At 50.7% G+C, this 18040-nt stretch carries 18 protein-coding genes; 16 read left to right on the top strand and 2 right to left on the bottom strand.

Going from position 1 to position 18040, the window contains the following annotated elements; translation table 11 throughout:
* Position 1 precedes the first annotated feature (1 nt).
* Positions 2-910: a DUF4439 domain-containing protein gene (locus CIP100161_RS07535; protein WP_155873272.1), complete on the bottom strand. Its 909-nt coding sequence runs from the start codon at positions 908-910 to the stop codon at positions 2-4.
* A gap of 51 nt (positions 911-961) precedes the next feature.
* Between CIP100161_RS07535 and rimP the strand changes: the two genes are divergently transcribed.
* From rimP to CIP100161_RS07490, 10 genes are all read left to right on the top strand, one after another.
* A complete protein-coding gene (gene rimP / locus CIP100161_RS07530; protein WP_155873270.1) occupies positions 962-1516 on the top strand; it encodes a ribosome maturation factor RimP in 555 nt (184 codons plus the stop codon).
* Complete coding sequence (gene nusA, locus CIP100161_RS07525) at positions 1513-2511, top strand: transcription termination factor NusA (RefSeq protein WP_155873268.1); 999 nt, start codon at positions 1513-1515, stop codon at positions 2509-2511. Before rimP ends, nusA begins: the two co-directional genes overlap by 4 nt.
* A gap of 262 nt (positions 2512-2773) precedes the next feature.
* Positions 2774-3106 (top strand): YlxR family protein, encoded by a 333-nt coding sequence (locus tag CIP100161_RS07520; protein WP_155873265.1) that lies wholly within the window; start codon positions 2774-2776, stop codon positions 3104-3106.
* Between the two features lie 109 nt (positions 3107-3215).
* A complete protein-coding gene (gene infB, locus CIP100161_RS07515; protein ID WP_155873263.1) occupies positions 3216-6116 on the top strand; it encodes a translation initiation factor IF-2 in 2901 nt (966 codons plus the stop codon).
* Between the two features lie 139 nt (positions 6117-6255).
* Entirely contained in the window at positions 6256-6699 is a 444-nt protein-coding gene (gene rbfA, locus CIP100161_RS07510) for a 30S ribosome-binding factor RbfA (RefSeq protein WP_014302055.1), read from the top strand.
* The gene (locus CIP100161_RS12370) at positions 6692-6826 is read left to right on the top strand and encodes a hypothetical protein (protein ID WP_269472947.1); all 135 of its coding nucleotides are present in this window, start codon (positions 6692-6694) and stop codon (positions 6824-6826) included. The genes rbfA and CIP100161_RS12370 overlap by 8 nt, the downstream gene beginning before the upstream one ends.
* Positions 6827-6991: 165 nt before the next feature.
* Positions 6992-7681, top strand: coding sequence for a DHH family phosphoesterase (locus tag CIP100161_RS07505; protein ID WP_232053126.1), 690 nt, complete (start codon positions 6992-6994; stop codon positions 7679-7681).
* Positions 7678-8997, top strand: coding sequence for an MATE family efflux transporter (locus CIP100161_RS07500; protein WP_155873261.1), 1320 nt, complete (start codon positions 7678-7680; stop codon positions 8995-8997). The genes CIP100161_RS07505 and CIP100161_RS07500 overlap by 4 nt, the downstream gene beginning before the upstream one ends.
* 46 nt (positions 8998-9043) lie before the next feature.
* Positions 9044-9850: a metallophosphoesterase family protein gene (locus CIP100161_RS07495; protein ID WP_155873259.1), complete on the top strand. Its 807-nt coding sequence runs from the start codon at positions 9044-9046 to the stop codon at positions 9848-9850.
* The gene (locus CIP100161_RS07490) at positions 9847-10539 is read left to right on the top strand and encodes a 4'-phosphopantetheinyl transferase family protein (RefSeq protein WP_155873257.1); all 693 of its coding nucleotides are present in this window, start codon (positions 9847-9849) and stop codon (positions 10537-10539) included. The genes CIP100161_RS07495 and CIP100161_RS07490 overlap by 4 nt, the downstream gene beginning before the upstream one ends.
* On the opposite strand, the gene truB is transcribed toward CIP100161_RS07490, so the two are convergent.
* Entirely contained in the window at positions 10536-11438 is a 903-nt protein-coding gene (gene truB, locus CIP100161_RS07485) for a tRNA pseudouridine(55) synthase TruB (protein WP_155873255.1), read from the bottom strand. The genes CIP100161_RS07490 and truB overlap by 4 nt on opposite strands.
* A 22-nt stretch (positions 11439-11460) precedes the next feature.
* Between truB and CIP100161_RS07480 the strand changes: the two genes are divergently transcribed.
* The 6 genes from CIP100161_RS07480 (at position 11461) to thyX (ending at position 18027) form a co-directional block, all read left to right on the top strand.
* Complete coding sequence (locus tag CIP100161_RS07480; protein WP_155873253.1) at positions 11461-12432, top strand: bifunctional riboflavin kinase/FAD synthetase; 972 nt, start codon at positions 11461-11463, stop codon at positions 12430-12432.
* 50 nt (positions 12433-12482) lie between these two features.
* Positions 12483-13439, top strand: coding sequence for a nucleoside hydrolase (locus CIP100161_RS07475; RefSeq protein ID WP_155873251.1), 957 nt, complete (start codon positions 12483-12485; stop codon positions 13437-13439).
* A 175-nt stretch (positions 13440-13614) separates the two neighbouring features.
* The gene (gene rpsO / locus CIP100161_RS07470; protein ID WP_003851911.1) at positions 13615-13884 is read left to right on the top strand and encodes a 30S ribosomal protein S15; all 270 of its coding nucleotides are present in this window, start codon (positions 13615-13617) and stop codon (positions 13882-13884) included.
* Between the two features lie 192 nt (positions 13885-14076).
* Positions 14077-16344: a polyribonucleotide nucleotidyltransferase gene (locus CIP100161_RS07465; RefSeq protein ID WP_155873249.1), complete on the top strand. Its 2268-nt coding sequence runs from the start codon at positions 14077-14079 to the stop codon at positions 16342-16344.
* A 178-nt stretch (positions 16345-16522) separates the two neighbouring features.
* Positions 16523-17269: a 4-hydroxy-tetrahydrodipicolinate reductase gene (dapB, locus tag CIP100161_RS07460; protein ID WP_155873247.1), complete on the top strand. Its 747-nt coding sequence runs from the start codon at positions 16523-16525 to the stop codon at positions 17267-17269.
* Positions 17269-18027 (top strand): FAD-dependent thymidylate synthase, encoded by a 759-nt coding sequence (thyX, locus tag CIP100161_RS07455; protein WP_155873246.1) that lies wholly within the window; start codon positions 17269-17271, stop codon positions 18025-18027. The genes dapB and thyX overlap by 1 nt, the downstream gene beginning before the upstream one ends.
* The last annotated feature ends 13 nt before the right edge of the window (positions 18028-18040 follow it).

The following is an 18040-nucleotide window of genomic DNA, read 5'->3' as shown; positions in this document are numbered from 1 at the left end:
CTTAACGTTGAACTGCGCTTTGCGCAGCGAGCGAAGCGCATAAGGACCGCCACGTAGGCGAATGTGATTCCGATAGGGCGTGCAACCACCATGCTGCAGAATCTGCTTCTAGGGAATCAATGAATGCTCGGGCGGATTGAGCATCATGTGGTTCTGGATAGCCAGAAAATTCGTATGCTGCTTCAGGTCGTGGAATTGGTTCATTAGGGAATGACTCGGCGAAGCTGGATTCTAAAAGTTCTACGCGATCACGGTGTGCGGTGATCGCATCGGATACTGCGTTTTTAGAACCTGCTGGAGAATGGGCTAGCGCGACGCCTAGACCGTAAATAGCTGAATATTCCCAATCTAGAGCCTTTTTGAGAGTGTCTCCATCCTGAATGAGGTCATCTTTGCTCGTACCCTTATTGATCTCATCTCGAGGATCTAGTTGTGCAATTCCAGATTGCGGTGCAGCTGCGCCGGCACGGACGAGATCTACTAGCTGTTGCCCAAGTAACCCTAATGATTCGCTAGGAGCAGAATCAATAGCGGAGACAATAGCCTGTGCGGACCGAGTAGCAGCATCAGACTCTGTAGCAGTTTCTTTAAGTGATGCAGCGTGCTTATCGACGGCCGCTTGGACGACTTCATTCGAGCAAGAGTCGGGTACCTTGCCCTCGGAATTGGTACCGCAAAGCCGTTGAATTTCGCTTATCAATTCCTCGAAGTCAGTGTGGCGTTGCTGCACTAAATCAGTGTTTTTGCTTTGAAGTACTGCAGCGTCATTGTGTGCGATTGCGGCTAGATCTAACAATGTAGCGTTTGGCTCGGGGGAGGGGCTTATATTGCATGCCACTAGACATCCGAGCACACAGACTGCTGAGATCGCACTTGTTGTTGATCGCTGAAGAAGAATCACCTCACGCATTCTACCGGTCTTCAGTGGAATGAGCTTTGTTGAGCAGCTACCATAACCACCATGGCGTTTCCTACGGTAGAAGTATTAACTGAGCTCGTTAATCCAGTTGTTACTCAACACAATATGGACTTAGAAGGTATCCGAATCAACAAGGCGGGTAAAAAGTCGCTCGTTGCAGTTTCCGTTGACTCTGATTTTCGACCTGACCTTGACCAATTAGAACTTGTATCAAATCAAATATCTGAAGTATTTGATGCTGGTGAAGCAGCAGGTGAGTTGAGTTTTGGTGCAGGATACACCTTGGAGGTGGGAACTCCAGGTTTAGATCAACCACTAGCTAGTGCACGCAGGTGGCGCCGTAATCGACATAGGTTAGTCGCACTCGAGGTCGAAGGTAAGAAGTCTGTTGAGCGAATTGGTGCCCTTAACGACGACGAGACCGCGGTGATTGTAGTGAAGCGTCGGGGTAAAAAGCTCGTCGTGCGTAGTGTTCAATTGGCAGAAAACACACAAGCGGTGGTAGAAATTGAATTCGCCAAACCTGCGGAAGATGAGTTAGCCTTAACCGCACTCGAATTTGATCAAGCCCTTGATAGGGGAGAGGAAAACAAGTGAATATTGACGTCCAAGCGCTGAAAGCAATTGAAGCGGATAGAAACATCGCTGTTGATGAATTGCTTGAAACAATTGCACGGGCTCTTCTGTTTGCGTACCAAGAGTACAAAGACACAAATACGGTTGAAAATTCCCGTGCGCGCGTGGACATCAATTCGATGACCGGCCATGTTTCGGTCATCGTTTCCGAGCTTGATGAAGACGGTGTAGTCACCACTGAATACGATGACACTCCTGAAAATTTTGGACGCGTGGGGGCGCAAGCCGTTCGCGATGCCATTGTTCGTCGTTTGCGTGAAGCGGAAACACTGAAAGCATATGATGCTTACAGTGAATACGAAGGTCGCGTCGTCTCAGGTATTGTGCAAGCTGATATTTTCGCCAACGAAAAAGGTATCGTAGTTATCCATCTTGGAACTGAGGTCGATGGCCAAGATGGTATTTTGATCCCCGCAGAACAAATCCCTGGTGAAAGCTTCAAGCACGGTGATCGCGTTAAAGCCTACGTTGTAGGAATTAACCGCACCCCGCGTGATCTTCAGATCAATCTCTCACGTACTCACCCAGAATTAGTCCGGCGATTGTTTGAGCTAGAAGTTCCAGAAGTTGCTGATGGGTCTGTGGAAATCATTGGTATTGCGCGTGAGGCAGGACACCGTTCTAAAGTAGCGGTGAAGGCAACGGTCAAAGGACTAAACGCTAAGGGCGCTTGCATTGGACCACGTGGGCAGCGAGTCAACAACATCATGAATGAGCTTGGCGGTGAAAAGATTGACATCATTGACTTTGACGACGATCCAGCGAAGTTTGTTGGTAATGCGCTTGCGCCATCAAAAGTCGTTCATGTGGAAGTCACTGATGCTGAAGCTCAGACCGCTCAAGTAACTGTGCCGGATTACCAATTGTCATTGGCGATTGGCAAAGAAGGACAAAATGCGCGCCTAGCAGCTCGTCTGACCGGTTGGAAAATTGACATCCGTTCAGATGCCAGCTAATTGCCTGTAGAACTTAAGCCGTATCGATACTTCCATGGGGAAGATATTGGTACGGCTAAATTTTTTTCTACAGGTTATTGTTCTGGGCCAACATGGCGTACACTATCTAACGGCCCAACGTACGGTCGATTTGTTTGCATGCGTGCAATAGTCAATTCTTGGCCAAAACATAGCGCAAAGTTCGTACCGTATACGTTGTGGGAAAATCCAAAATGGATGCTTGTTCTAGTAGACGAAAATAGACCGATCGATAAGGAGACGGATGCCCAGCGATTCGAATCAACGCTCTCAGCAGCGCATTCGCACTTGTATCGCTATTCGTCGTCCGCTACCCGAAGCATCTCTGCTGCGCGTTGTCGCCCTCAAAGATCCCAATGAATCAACAGTGGTGCGTGTTATTCCTGATCCGCGGCGCAAGTTGGGCGGGCGAGGTGCATGGATTTCTCCAACGTTAGAAGCGCTGGAGCTAGCTGAAAAAAGGCGTGCGTTTAATCGCGCGCTGAGGGTATCTACTGTAGTAGATACCGGTCATGTACGAGAGTACCTAGCGGGACTGGCCGCTAGACCCAACATTGTAAGGAAGACCGAACACTGATGAGCACACAATGAAGCATCAGCGATGAACGTCAGAGCAATCAGGTAGGAAGTCCTACAACGAGCCCTTCCGGGCCTTGTGACTTCCTTACCGCAACTCAAGGAGAAAAGTGCCCGGAAAGCTACGTGTACATGAGCTAGCAAAACAGCTCGGTGTAACCAGCAAAGAACTACTCGCAACTTTGAAAGATCAAGGCGAGTTTGTTAAAACAGCATCCTCTACCATTGAACCTCCAGTGGTAAAGAAAATGAAGAAGCACTATGAGTCTCTCGGTGTTACCACTGAGGCACCTGCTGCTTCTCAGGAGCCAAAGGCTAAGAAGCCTGCGGCTCCAAAACCTGCAGCGTCTAAGCCAGCAGCAACTCCGCAACAAGCGGCGAAGCCTGCGGCTCCAAAACCTGCGGCTCCAAAACCTGCAGCGCCTAAGCCTGCAGCGCCTAAGCCAGCAGCGGAGAAGAAGCCGGCGGCAAAACCAGTGCCAAAGCCAGGTTTTAGTGCAGCAAAGACCGAAGCTTCTGCGCCTAAGCCAGCTAAGCCTGCGGCTCCAAAGCCAGCAGCGCCTAAGCCAGCAGCACAATCATCTACGACTGCAACTCCAGGCAGCATGCCTCGCCCACAGGCTAAGCCGGCTCCAAAACCTGGCGGACGTTCACCACGTGTAGCAAATAACCCATTCTCAAGCGGTCCTCGTCCTGCTCCTCGTCCTGGTGGCGGCAACCGCTCAGGTAATGCTCCTCGTCCTGGTGGCGGACCACGCCCAGGCGGAAATCGTCCACAGGGCGGTCAAGGTGGACCTGCAGAGCGTGCACCTCGTCCAGGTGCTCGCGGAGGACAGCCGCGTCCGCAGGGAAGCTCCCGTTCGCAGCAGTCTGGTGGACAAGAACGTCAAGGCGGAGGACGTCGTCCAAGTCCAGCGATGATGCCAACGCATCCAAACCCCGGCCAGATGCCATCACGTTCTAATGGCTCGCGCAACGGCCGTGGCGGTGCAGGCGGCCAAGGTGGACGCCCAGGATCCGGTGGTGGATTCGGCGGCGGTCGCCCAGGTGGCGGCAGCAGCGCTGGTGGCCGTGGCGGACGTCGTGGCGGTACCGCAGGTGCATTCGGACGTCCAGGCGGTGCGCCTCGTAAGGGACGTAAGTCGAAGCGTCAGAAGCGTAACGAGTACGAGGCAATGCAGGCGCCAAACGTGATTGGTGGCGTACGCCTTCCTGATGGCAGCGGTGCAACGATCCGTTTGGCACGCGGTGCTTCGCTTTCTGACTTTGCCGAGAAGATCAATGCTGATGCTGCTGCTTTGGTACAAGCATTGTTCAACTTGGGTGAGATGGTGACCGCGACTGCCTCTGTCAATGAAGAAACCTTGCAGCTGTTGGGCGAGGAGATGAACTACAAGGTAGAGGTCGTTTCTCCTGAGGATGAGGACCGTGAGCTCCTCGAGTCCTTCGACCTGCAGTTCGGTGAAGATGAAGGTACTGAAGAGGATCTTGCTAAGCGTCCTCCAGTGGTTACCGTCATGGGTCACGTTGACCACGGTAAGACTCGTCTTTTGGACACCATCCGTAAGACAAATGTTGGTTCGGATGAGGCCGGCGGAATTACGCAGGGTATTGGTGCATACCAGGTAACAGTGAATATCGATGACCTTTCCCGCAAGATCACTTTCTTGGATACGCCAGGTCACGAAGCATTCACGGCTATGCGTGCACGTGGCGCAAAGTCCACAGATATTGCTGTGCTCGTTGTTGCCGCTGATGATGGTGTTATGCCTCAGACGGTGGAGGCAATCAATCACGCCAAGGCTGCTGATGTTCCAATCGTTGTTGCTGTGAACAAGATCGATAAGCCAGGTGCTTCGCCAGATAAAATCCGTGGCCAGCTGACCGAATACGGTCTGGTTCCAGAAGAGTACGGTGGCGACACCATGTTCGTGGATATTTCTGCAAAGCAAAACATCAATATCGATGGCCTGCTTGAGGCAGTTTTGCTTACTGCCGACGCTTCCTTGGATCTACGCGCTAACCCAGACATGGATGCACAGGGTGTTGCTATCGAGGCTCACCTCGACCGCGGTCGAGGACCGGTGGCTACGGTGATCGTTCAGCGTGGTACCTTGCGTGTTGGTGACTCTGTTGTTGCAGGTGACGCATACGGTCGCGTTCGTCGCATGGTTGATGAGTACGGAAACGACGTGGAAGAAGCAGGTCCATCTCGTCCGGTTCAGATGCAGGGTCTCAATGGCGTTCCTGGCGCTGGCGACAACCTCTTGGTTGTTGAAGACGACCGCGTGGCACGACAGATCGCCAACCAGCGTAATGCTCGTAAGCGCAACGCATTGGCTGCGAAGACTCGTAAGCGTGTATCTCTCGAGGATCTGGATTCCGTCTTGAAGGAAACTTCGACCCTGAACCTGATTCTCAAGGGCGACAATGCCGGTTCTGTGGAAGCTCTGGAAGATGCGCTTCTTAAGATCGAGGTTGACGACGAAGTTCAGCTCAACATCATTGACCGTGGTGTTGGTGCTGTCACCCAGACCAACGTGAGCTTGGCAGCAGCTTCCGACGCTGTGATCATCGCTTTCAACGTTCGCGCAGAAGGTAAAGCTACAGAAGAAGCTAATGCCGAGGGCGTAGATATTCGCTACTACACGGTTATTTACCGTGCGCTGGAGGAAGTTGAGCAAGCACTCAAGGGTATGCTCAAGCCAATCTACGAAGAACGTGAAATCGGTCGCGCTGAAATCCGTGCTATCTTCAAGGCATCTGCCGTTGGCCTTATCGCTGGTTGCATGGTCGAGTCCGGCAAGGTACGTCGTAACGCATCGATCCGTCTGCTTCGCGACGGAACCGTTGTGGCTGACAATGCCAAGATCGAGTCCTTGCGCCGCGAAAAGGATGACGCGACTGAAGTTGCGGCCGGATATGAATGCGGTATGGTCCTGTCCTACCCAGATATCCAGGTAGGCGACATTATTGAGGTCTTCGAGCAGGTCGAGGTTCCGCGCACCTAATCGATAACTCCTTATTCAAAGGGCACTGTTTCTCATAGGAATGTTGAGTCATCCCATTGGGAACAGTGCCCTTTCGATATAAGTGGTAGTCTCGGCTAGGCTTTTAAGGAAATACAGTAATAAATAAGGAGCACGCATCATGGTCGATCATGCACGCGCAGCACGTTTAGCAAAGCGAATCCAGACAATCGTGGCAACCGCGATTGAACGCGAGGTCAAAGACCGTCGCCTAGAATATGTCACTGTTACTGATACGCGTGTCACGGGTGACCTACACGATGCGACAGTCTATTACACGGTTCGTGGCCGGACTATTGATGATCAGCCTGATCTCAAAGCCGCAGCCGAGGCTCTACAGCGTGCTCGCGGCCAGCTACGCAAAATCGTAGGTGATCAACTATCAGTTCGTTTTACTCCGACGTTGTCTTTCGAACTTGATACAGTTCCTGAAGCAAGCGCTCATATGGAGGATCTGCTAGCTCGTGCGCGAGCGCGCGATCTCGAACTAGCTGAGCTGAAAAAGAATGCTCAGCCTGCAGGAGATGCTCACCCTTACAAAGATGACGATGCGATGAATGACTAATATCGAGCTCATAGCACGGTATATACATCAGGCGCATCATATTTGTGTAGTCGGTCATGAGCGCCCAGATGCAGATGCAGTCGGCAGTGTGTGCGCCTTGGTACTTGCTCTGCAGCAACTAGGATGACGTGCGGAGGGTTTCATTGGGGCCACGCACTTCAATTGGGGCGTCGTTCATGTGGTTACCGGGTGTTCATACGATTAATTTAACAACCGAACTTCCACCGTGTGATCTCATCATTACTGCCGATTGCGCGGCTTTGTCGCGGTTGGGTGCGCTAGAAAAACTATTGTGGGAGCCAAACAACCAGTTATAGTGTTGGACCACCATGCAACGAATGAGGGGTTCGGCGACATAAACCTAGTTGATGCGCAGGCGGAGTCAACAACCTCAATTGTCTATGACCTGTGCCAAGCATTGGGGGTAGAGATAACACCGGATATTGCTAAATGCCTATACGCGGGATTGGTATCCGATACTGGTGGATTCCGGTGGGGACGACCACGTATTCATGAGCTTGCCCAATCGTTAGTTGAGCATGGGGCAGATATTCAGCAGATTAGCCATAATTTGGTTGATACGTATTCGTTGGACGATGTGCGTCTGATCGGTCAAGTGTTGGTTTCGTTACGCACTGGGCAATCCACTCGCAATTCCACCGGAACTAACGTCAATATTGTGATTGCCTGCGGCATCATTGCATGGTTGAAAGGTCATTCGCGAGATGCTGTTGAAAGCATCGCTGATTACGTGAGGGGACTACAAGGTGTCGATCTCGCTGTAGTTTTGAAGGAATACGCTCAGCAAACGTGGACGATATCGTTAAGATCTGATTCTTGGGATGTTGCTGCGATCGCAGGGGTATGTGGTGGTGGCGGACACGTTCACGCCGCCGGTATGACCCTTTATGGGACTGAACAAGAAATAATTGGAGACATTGTGGCAGCAGTCGCAGCTGCTCCCGAAACAGCTAAGTTATGAATAAATATCTCAACAACACCGCTGATCGTTCAGCGCATATTACCGCCGCTACAGTTCTTGCGTTAGCCCTTCCTTCTCTAGGAGTTCTTGCTGCGACACCGCTGTACCTGTTACTCGACACTGCAGTTGTTGGTGGACTAGGCACTGTCGCGCTTGCAGCTTTGGGGGCAGGAACAGTAATTTACTCCCAAGTAACCACGCAGCTCACTTTTTTGTCCTACGGAACAACCGCACGATCAGCACGCTTGTATGGGGCAGGAAAACAGGACCAAGCCGTGTACGAGGGGGTTCAAGCAACGTGGATCGCATTGCTTGTAGGGGTAGTGCTCGCAACGATTTTGTTTTTTGGTGCTCCCACATTCGCATGGTGGCTCACAGGGAATAGAGAAGTAGCTAATAATGTGGGACATTGGCTTCGTATCACGGCTTTTGGGGTACCGATGATTTTGGTCATCATGGCCGGTAACGGCTGGTTACGTGGGATCCAGAACACCCGAGGCCCCCTGGTGTTTACGTTGGCTGGTGTGATTCCCGGCGCATGCGCGGTTCCATTTTTCGTGCATTGGTGGGGCTTGGTGGGCTCCGCTTGGGCGAACCTTATGGGAACTTCGATCACAGCAGTGTTATTCGTGGGATGTTTAGTCCGCTATCATCGCGGAAGCTGGAGTCCGCAGTGGCAGATAATGAAGGCACAGCTGGTATTGGGGCGGGATTTAATCCTTCGCTCGTTTTCGTTTCAAGTGTCGTTTTTGTCTGCTGCTGCGGTCGCAGGACGTTTTGGTGCAGAATCGTTGGCGGCGCATCAGGTGCTCATGCAGCTGTGGGGTTTTCTCACCCTTGTTCTTGACTCACTCGCGATTGCGGGCCAAACGCTTATCGGTGCTGCTTTAGGTGCTGGAAGTGCAGCAGTTGCCCGAGCTGTTGGCGAAAAATCAATTCGGTACTCAACTCTTTTTGGAGTTCTTTTAGCCGCAGTATTCGCGCTTGGGTGGTCGACGATCCCACAGGTATTTACACGTGATACAGATGTTCTTGATGTTATGGCTGGTCCGTGGTGGCAACTTGTGGCATTGATTGCACTCGGCGGTGTGGTTTTTTCCTTGGATGGGATTTTGTTGGGTGCTTCTGATGCTGCTTTTTTGCGTACTGTTTCTATCGCTTCGGTTGTCTGTGGATTTCTTCCAGGTGTATGGCTGGCGCTCATACTTGATGCTGGGCTGGTCGGTGTGTGGTGGGGTCTAATCGCCTTTCTGTGTATTCGTTTGGGTACGTGTTGGTGGCGTTTCCGTTCTATGAAATGGGCGAGGGTATCCTAAAAGCATTTCTATAAGTTGTGGCGGGGTTGAAGGAGGTTGATCGACGATGGTTCAGACTTTGTGGGCTGTTGCAGATCTACATGCTGCTGTACGCGCTAATGGTGATCGCATTGATGCGATTCAACCTCATGATCCTTCCGACTGGCTCATTGTTGCTGGAGACGTGGCGGAGCGTACGTCGGTTGTGATTGATGTACTTCATGAGCTTCGGCAACGCTTTGCCACAGTCATTTGGGTGCCAGGAAATCACGAACTTTTTTGCCGTAGTAGTGACCGCTTTCAGGGCAGAGCGAAGTATGACGAATTGGTGCGAAGATGTCGCCAAATTGATGTACTAACGCCGGAGGATCCGTATCCAGTTTTTCATGGCGTAACAGTGGTACCGCTTTTTACTCTCTACGATTATTCGTTTCGGCCAGAAGGCCAGACAATTGAGGCTGCGCTACAGTCTGCGCATGACAAGCAACTCGTGTTAACTGATCAGTTTGCTATTGCGCCTTTTGTGGATATTCGCGCTTGGTGCTGGGACCGCTTGGCATATTCGGTGCATCGCTTAAGTAGGGAACGTGGACCGAAGATCCTCATTAATCACTGGCCATTGGTCCAAGAACCAGTATCTGAACTTCCGATTCCTGAGATTGGGTTGTGGTGTGGCACTCGACACACACGCTCGTGGCCGGTTCGATACAACGCTACCACCGTTGTATACGGCCACCTTCATGTGCCGAATGAGCGCATTATCGACGGGGTCCGGCACGTAGAAGTTTCGCTTGGTTACCCACATCAATGGTCACAAAATATTGCAGATCGTTCGTGGCCGTTTCCCGTCATGACCTCGGAGGTGGCGGCATGATAGCGGACAGCAATCGCGAGTATGCGCTGGATTCGAGATTGTTCCCACAATCAGCTCGTAGCACTGCATTATTGGTTCCGAGGCATGCACCGGATTTAACAAATTTTAATAGACTGCATGTTTTAGAAAAAGCACAGGTGAAAAATGCAGTGGCCGTTCGGCGCGCTGAGTTTGGCGATGCACGTTGGTGCGCACACCAGAGTTTGCGCAAGTTGGGGTTGTATGATCATCCGGCAATTTTGCGCGGTGAACGCGGCATGCCTTTGTGGCCGGTTGGTATTGCCGGATCGTTAACGCACACAGAGGGCTTGAGGGCGGCGGTTGTTGCGCCGACTACTGAAGTCGCTTCTATGGGCATTGATGCAGAGATTGCTGAGGAATTGCCTGGTGGTATTTTGGGGTCAATTGCGCGGCCCAATGAAATTGCCATGTTGGACGATCTACGTGCTAGGGGCCTATTATTTGCTGATCGATTGTTGTTTTGTGCCAAAGAAGCAACCTATAAGGCTTGGTTTCCCATTACTCAGCGATGGCTCGATTTTGATCAGGCGGAAATTGATATTAGAGCCGATGGCACGTTTATTTCTTATTTGCTTATTCGGCCCACCCCGTTTCCTTTTATTGAAGGAAAGTGGGCAATACATGATGGCTATGTCGTAGCAACTACTGCCGTTCCGGCGAAGGCTTAAAGAGTCGATGGACGAGCCACAAATATGGTGGCTAGACGTTTGCCTTGTTCTTTTACCAAGGCGATAGCCCGTCCATGAGGATCGACCGCCGCGTGGGTTCCTTTGAGACCGAGTGGTGCAAGCCATTTGCCCATGGCGAGATCGCTTGCCTCTTTTTCTGAAACAGCAAGAACTGGGTAGTTCACTGCTAATGCTTGATCAAGGGTCAGAGAAACACGTGGGGTTTCTTCCAATTTTTCGAGTGTTACAGCATTATCGAGCGTAAACGGTCCTACCTGTGTTCGTCGTAACGCGGTTAAGTGCCCACCTACCCCGAGTTCTTCGCCGAGATCACGGGCTAGAGAACGAATGTAGGTTCCTGAAGAACAATCGACTTCTACGTCGATGTCGATGAAACTTGCGTCACGACGAATCTCTAAAATGTCATACCGAGAAATGGTCACAGGCCGTGCCGGAATCTCTATTTTTTCACCTTCGCGCACGCGTTGATGAGCTCTTTTCCCATCTATCTTGATGGCACTAACCGCGGCAGGACGTTGCATGATCGATCCTCGAAACTGCTCAACGGCATCGGAAATCATGGCGTCGGTGATTGCTGCGAGTTGATCAGGTGAAGCTGAAGTGATTTTTTCGCCTTCACGGTCATCGGTAGTAGTAGCAGCACCGAGACGAATAGTGGCCGCATAGGATTTTGTGGACGCAACCATATGCGCTAAGAATTTGGTCCCGCGCTCTAGCCCCAATACGAGCACTCCTGTAGCCATAGGGTCGAGGGTTCCAGCATGACCCACCTTTTTGGTGGAAAAGATTCGACGGATTTTAGAAACAACGTCGTGGGAGGTCATTCCTTGGGGTTTGTCGACAATCACAAGGCCTGAGTTTGCGAGAGCATCATTCATAGATGACAGTCTATGGCTTAAAGTGGATCAGGTGGACATTTGGCACAGATTAGAAGATATTCCAGCAGATTTGAAAGCCTCAGTTATCACCATTGGTGTATTTGATGGTGTTCACCGTGGCCACCGGACCCTTGTAGCAGCAGCGACTGATCGAGCACATGCATTGGGAGTTCCTAGTGTGCTCGTGACGTTTAACCCGCATCCGTTGTCGGTCTTGCGACCTGACAAGATGCCTCCCTTGCTGGGAACGGTTAATCAGCGGGCAGATTTAGCAGAATCTTTAGGCGTTGATCACATGTTCGCTATGAACTTCACTGCGGAGCTCTCGCACTTGTCGTCTGAAGAGTTTTTCTGTTCTGTGATTAAAGACAAACTCAATGCTCAAGCAGTGGTAGTAGGAAAGAATTTTACTTTCGGGTACAAGGCTGCGGGAACGACAGAAACGCTAAAACAATTAGGGGAGAAGTACGGAGTTGAAATCTACGTACTGGATCTTCTGACGGAAAATGGTGATGTAGTGTCCTCTACCGCTATTCGGTCAGCTTTGCTACAGGGTGATATTCGACGTGCAAACTGGGGGCTAGGCCGTGAATTTTCTGTTCATGGCGATGTTGTGCGCGGGGCAGGTCGCGGCGGCAAAGAACTCGGTTTTCCGACTGCCAACCTTTATTTCCCTGATAGTATCGCGTTGCCAGAAGACGGCGTCTATGCAGGTTGGCTCACGGTTACTTCTTCGGCGCCTATTGATGGCGATATGGTGCGTGGGGTGCGGTATCCGGCGGCAATTTCAGTCGGACATAATCCTACGTTCGGGGATAAGCGTCGCAGCGTAGAGTCATTTGTCCTCGACCGACATGCTGATCTTTATGGTCATTCCATAGTCGTAGAGTTCGTCGATCGGATTCGTCCGATGGTCAAATTTGATGGCATTGACGAGTTGCTTGTTGCCATTGAAAACGATGTAACTCAAACGCGTGCCATATTGCACATCTAATTTTTGATTGTCATTCCTTTCCCTACCACTGCAGCTTAAGGACCATCGAGATGAAAAAAATTATCCTTGATTTGGATACTGGAATTGATGACGCCCTAGCCTTGGCGTACACACTTGGCTCGCCTGAGCTCGATCTTATTGGCGTTACCGCAACTTACGGAAACGTTCTCGTAGAAGCAGGCGTGCGAAATGATTTAGCGCTTCTAGAATTATTCGGGCGTAGCGACGTACCTGTGTATGCCGGTGAACCGCATGCATTGGCTAAAGAAAGCTTCGAGGTACTCGAGATCTCTGCTTTCATCCATGGGAAAAATGGTATTGGCGAGGCAGAAGTCCCTGAGCCTACTAGGAAAGTACAAGAACTTAGCGCTGTCGATTTCTTGATCGAATCGGTAGAACGTTATGGGGAGGAACTCATGATTGTTCCTACCGGCGCTATGACTAATATCGCGGCTGCAATGCAAAAGAGTGAAGCATTTGCTCGAAATGCGCAGATCGTTTTTATGGGTGGCGCGCTTACCGTACCTGGCAATGTCAGTCAGTGGGCAGAGGCTAATATCAATCAGGACCCAGAAGCCGCGGATATCATGGTGCGCAATGCTGGGGATATTACAATGGTGGGGCTTGATGTGACTCTGCAAACGCTTCTCACGTATGCGGAAACGGCTACATGGCGAGCGCTTGGTACACCCGCTGGTAATTTCCTTGCCGATGCGACGGATTATTACATCAAGGCGTATGACACTACGGCTCCTCACCTTGGCGGCTGCGGCTTGCATGATCCGTTAGCTGTCGGTGTTGCGATCGATCCATCGCTGGTGACCTTGCTGCCTATTAACCTCAAAGTAGACACTGAGGGTCCGACACGTGGACGTACCATCGGTGATGAAGTCCGACTTAACGATCCGCAAAAGAACTGCAAAGTTGCTGTTGGGGTAGACGTTGATCGATTCCTCAAGGAATTTATGGAACGAATTACCCGGGTAGCTCAAGGTAGCAATGCATGATGATGGAATAGATATTTAGAAAAATGATACGACAGAGGCACACTATGTGCTAAGCTGCTCAAGGTTCTTTTACTGCGGTTCACAGCAGTAAGGATCCGTGTTCTTTTTATGATTACTTTGTAGCTAGAGCACTGATATTTTATGTGGACTGAAATATTTACTAGGAGTTTTACTCATGGCTTTGAGCACTGAGCAGAAGAAATCCATCTTGGCTGAGTACGGCCTTCACGAGACTGACACCGGTTCTCCAGAGGCTCAGGTTGCGCTGCTTTCCGCACGCATCAACCAGCTGACCGAGCACCTGAAGTTCCACAAGCACGATCACCACTCTCGTCGTGGTCTGCTGTTGTTGGTTGGTCGCCGCAAGGGTCTGCTGAAGTACTTGGCCGACAACAACGTTGATCGTTACCGTGACCTGATCGCACGTTTGGGTCTGCGTCGATAATCAGCTTTGGTGTTATCTGGTTGTATTAACAACCTTTGCCGCCTGAGGTCTTAGCAATTGTGCTGAGATTTCAGGCGGCTTTCTTAGTTTGTTCATGCTAGAGTTTGATCGTTGCCATAAGAAGAATGAATTTTCGGCAAGCAAGCGACACCGATGATCGCATGCACGAAAAATTAAGAGGAGAAGCCCACTTTGAGCACAAAGCCTTCCAACGTCGTCTTTAACATTGACGAGGAATTTGGAATCACCGAGGCAATCGCAACCATCGATAACGGTGATTTTGGAAAGCGCACCATTCGTTTTGAGACCGGCCAATTGGCACGTCAAGCAGATGGATCAGTTACAACCTACCTTGACGACGACACGATGTTGTTGGCAACGACCACGGCATCCAATCAGCCACGTGAAGGATTTGATTTCTTCCCGCTGACCGTTGACGTTGAAGAGCGTATGTACGCAGCTGGTAAGATTCCAGGATCGTTCTTCCGTCGTGAAGGCCGTCCTTCCACTGAGGCCATCTTGGCTTGCCGTTTGATTGACCGCCCTTTGCGCCCAACCTTTGTTAAGGGGCTACGCAACGAGGTACAGGTAGTCATCACTGTTCTTTCCGTCAACCCACAGGACATGTACGATGTTGTAGCAATTAACGGTGCCTCTGCAGCAACACAGTTGTCTGGTCTGCCAGTATCTGGTCCTGTTGGCGGTGTGCGAATGGCGCTGATCGCAGACGATGCGCACCCTAAGGGACAGTGGATTGCTTTCCCAACTCATGAACAGCATGAACAAGCGCTCTTTGACCTTGTGGTAGCAGGACGTATTGTTTCGAAGAAACAAGGCAAAAAGATCGTTGATGATGTTGCCATCATGATGGTTGAGGCTGGAGCTACTGAGCAGGTTGTAGATCGGGTGAAAGCTGGTGCTCCAGCTCCTACGGAATCTGTAGTTGCCGAAGGTCTCGAGGCTGCTAAACCATTCATTGAGGTTCTTTGCCGTGCACAGGCTGGACTGGCCGAGCGGGCAGCTAAAGAAACCCAAGAATTCCCGCTCTTCCCGCCATACACTGACGTTGTTTACGATGCAGTGGAGAAGAAGGTTTCTAAGAAACTGCGTTCGTTGCTTACGATCAAATCCAAGCAAGATCGTGATGAGGCAACCAATGCTTACATGGAAGAAATCGAAGCAGATCTGATTGCTCAGCTCGGATCTGATGACGAGGCGGCTGCATCCAAGGCGATTCGTGCAGCATACAATGCTGTAATGAAGAAGATCGTCCGTCATATGATCTTGACGGAACACTTCCGTATCGACGGTCGCGGTGTAACCGATATTCGTGATTTGGGTGTGGAAGTTGACCTCATCCCGCGTGCTCATGGTTCGTCCCTGTTCGAACGTGGCGAGACTCAGATTCTGGGTGTAACAACTCTCGATATGCTCAAGATGGAGCAGCAGATCGATTCGTTGACTCCAGCAACTTCGAAGCGTTATATCCACCACTACAACTTCCCACCGTATTCCACCGGTGAAACTGGTCGTGTTGGCTCACCTAAGCGTCGTGAGATTGGCCACGGTGCTTTGGCCGAGCGTGCATTGGTTCCTGTGATCCCTAGTCGTGAAGAGTTCCCATATGCAATCCGTCAGGTGTCGGAGGCATTGGGTTCGAACGGCTCCACCTCGATGGGCTCTGTATGTGCGTCTACCTTGTCTTTGTACAACGCAGGTGTACCATTGAAGGCTCCGGTTGCTGGTATTGCGATGGGTTTGGTCTCTGATGAAGTAGACGGCGAAACTCGTTATGTGGCTTTGACTGACATCCTAGGTGCCGAAGATGCCTTTGGCGATATGGACTTCAAGGTCGCTGGTACCCGCCAGTTCATCACCGCTTTGCAGCTAGATACAAAGCTTGATGGCATTCCTTCTGAGGTGCTTGCGCAGGCACTATCGCAGGCGAATGATGCACGTAACACCATTTTGGACACGATGGCAGAAGTAATCGAAACTCCAGACGAGATGAGCGATTACGCACCACGTATTACTGCGATTACCGTTCCAGTGAACAAGATCGGTGAGGTTATCGGTCCAAAGGGCAAGACCATTAACTCTATTACCGAAGAAACTGGCGCCAACATTTCCATTGAAGAAGATGGCACGGTTTATGTTTCGGCAACCAGCGGTGCTGCTGCAGAGACTGCAATCGAAAAGATTAATGCTATCGCTAATCCACAGCTACCTAAGGTCGGAGAGCGTTTCCTCGGTACTGTTGTAAAGACCACTGCATTTGGTGCTTTCGTATCCTTGCTGCCAGGACGGGACGGACTGGTTCACATCTCCAAGCTTGGTGGTGGCAAGCGGATCGAGAAGGTTGAAGATGTAGTCAACGTAGGAGATAAGCTCGAGGTTGAAATCCTAGATATTGACAACCGTGGCAAGATTTCCTTGGCTCCAGTGAAAAACGCGGACTAAATTTCACGGTGATCTAAAACATGCTCAAGCCCCTTGCCATAGCTCCTAGAGGGATTCCCTAGGAAAGCTCGACAAGGGGCTTGAACGTTTCAGTGTCGTTGTAGACTTGAATGCATTCGTGAGTGATGCTGCACTTACATCAAAGACGACGGACAATTAAGGATAGAAAGAGGAGAATATGGCGATCAAGGTAGGCGTATTAGGAGCCCAAGGCCGAGTCGGACAAGCAATTGTCGCCGGTGTAACAGCAGCTGAGGATTTGGAGCTTGTTGCTGAGGTTGATCGTGGCGATAGCCTTGATGTGCTTGTGCAATCTGGAGCGGAAGTTATCGTCGATTTCACAACTCCTGACTCCGTCATGGACAACCTAGAGTTCTGTATCGCACACGGAATTCATTGCGTCGTGGGAACCACAGGTTTTACTCCTGAACGTTTAGAAATCGTCAAAAAATGGGCGGCAGAAAAGGGCGACACTGGTGTTCTTATTGCGCCGAATTTTGCTATTTCAGCTGTTCTCACTATGGTTTTTGCTCGTCAGGCAGCTCAATTCTTTGATTCCGCAGAAGTAGTGGAATACCATCACCCCAATAAACTGGATGCGCCTTCAGGTACCGCTATTCACACAGCTGAAGGCATTGCGCAGGCACGTCGTGATGCCGGAATGCCAGCACAGCCTGATGCCACCGAACAATCTCTTGATGGCGCACGCGGTGCAGATGTTGATGGCGTGAAAGTCCACGCGATAAGGTTGACCGGCATGGTGGCGCATGAAGAAGTAATCTTTGGTGGTCGTGGTCAATCGTTAACGATTCGCCAAGATTCCTACGATCGAACCTCTTTTGTGCCAGGCGTATTGGTCGGAGTGCGAAATGTTACTCAGCATCTCGGTCTTACAGTCGGACTTGAGCACTACTTGGGTATCTAATGGCACAGCAGTCTTTGCTTGATGTCCAGCTGGTGGCATGTAGTACTTTTACTGCGCCATCTGGAGTCGACTGGGAAGCAGATTCCGTAGCAACAGATTCTGAAGCACTAGTCGAATTTGCTGGTCGGGCCTGTTACGAAACTTTTGACAAGCCTAATCCTCGAACTGCAGCTAATGATGCCTATATCCGGCACATTATGGAGGTAGGGCATATGGCGTTGCTAGAACACCCGACAGCGACTGTGTACATTCGAGGGCTGTCACGCTCTGCCACGCACGAGCTTGTTCGTCATCGGCACTTCTCGTTTTCCCAACTTTCACAACGTTTTGTTCACAGTGATGAAACCCATGTGGTCATTCCGCCATTGATTGACAACGATCCGCAGCTCAGAAAACTTTTTCTTAGTACCGTTGATGAGGCGCGATTCGCTTATTCCGAAATGATGACGGCGTTAGACAATAAATTGGCTGATGAACCAAATGCAATTTTGCGACGCAAACAGGCTCGCCAAGCTGCACGGTCGATACTGCCGAATGCGACAGAATCGCGCATCGTGGTGACAGGAAATTTCCGGGCATGGCGTCACTTCATCGGTATGCGTGCAACCGAACACGCCGATGTTGAAATCCGCAGCCTTGCTGTTCGATGCCTCCAGATCTTAAAGGAGAAGGCCCCCACGGTATTTTCCGATTTTGAAACTTCAGTGCTTTCAGACGGCTCAATTATGGCGACGAGTCCATATGTCACTGATTACTAAATCGTAAGAAATA

Source organism: Corynebacterium rouxii (genome assembly GCF_902702935.1).
In the GTDB taxonomy this organism is placed as follows: Bacteria; Actinomycetota; Actinomycetes; order Mycobacteriales; family Mycobacteriaceae; genus Corynebacterium; species Corynebacterium rouxii.
This window is presented reverse-complemented; position numbering and strand designations above follow the sequence as displayed.

Bases quoted from the DNA above. Each gene is read 5' to 3' on its own strand.
- CIP100161_RS07535 (WP_155873272.1), bottom strand. From the start codon at position 910: ATGCGTGAGGTGATTCTTCTTCAGCGATCAACAACAAGTGCGATCTCA.
- rimP (WP_155873270.1), top strand. From the start codon at position 962: ATGGCGTTTCCTACGGTAGAAGTATTAACTGAGCTCGTTAATCCAGTT.
- CIP100161_RS07520 (WP_155873265.1), top strand. From the start codon at position 2,774: ATGCCCAGCGATTCGAATCAACGCTCTCAGCAGCGCATTCGCACTTGT.
- rbfA (WP_014302055.1), top strand. From the start codon at position 6,256: ATGGTCGATCATGCACGCGCAGCACGTTTAGCAAAGCGAATCCAGACA.
- CIP100161_RS12370 (WP_269472947.1), top strand. From the start codon at position 6,692: ATGACTAATATCGAGCTCATAGCACGGTATATACATCAGGCGCATCAT.
- CIP100161_RS07500 (WP_155873261.1), top strand. From the start codon at position 7,678: ATGAATAAATATCTCAACAACACCGCTGATCGTTCAGCGCATATTACC.
- CIP100161_RS07495 (WP_155873259.1), top strand. From the start codon at position 9,044: ATGGTTCAGACTTTGTGGGCTGTTGCAGATCTACATGCTGCTGTACGC.
- CIP100161_RS07490 (WP_155873257.1), top strand. From the start codon at position 9,847: ATGATAGCGGACAGCAATCGCGAGTATGCGCTGGATTCGAGATTGTTC.
- truB (WP_155873255.1), bottom strand. From the start codon at position 11,438: ATGAATGATGCTCTCGCAAACTCAGGCCTTGTGATTGTCGACAAACCC.
- CIP100161_RS07475 (WP_155873251.1), top strand. From the start codon at position 12,483: ATGAAAAAAATTATCCTTGATTTGGATACTGGAATTGATGACGCCCTA.
- rpsO (WP_003851911.1), top strand. From the start codon at position 13,615: ATGGCTTTGAGCACTGAGCAGAAGAAATCCATCTTGGCTGAGTACGGC.
- dapB (WP_155873247.1), top strand. From the start codon at position 16,523: ATGGCGATCAAGGTAGGCGTATTAGGAGCCCAAGGCCGAGTCGGACAA.
- thyX (WP_155873246.1), top strand. From the start codon at position 17,269: ATGGCACAGCAGTCTTTGCTTGATGTCCAGCTGGTGGCATGTAGTACT.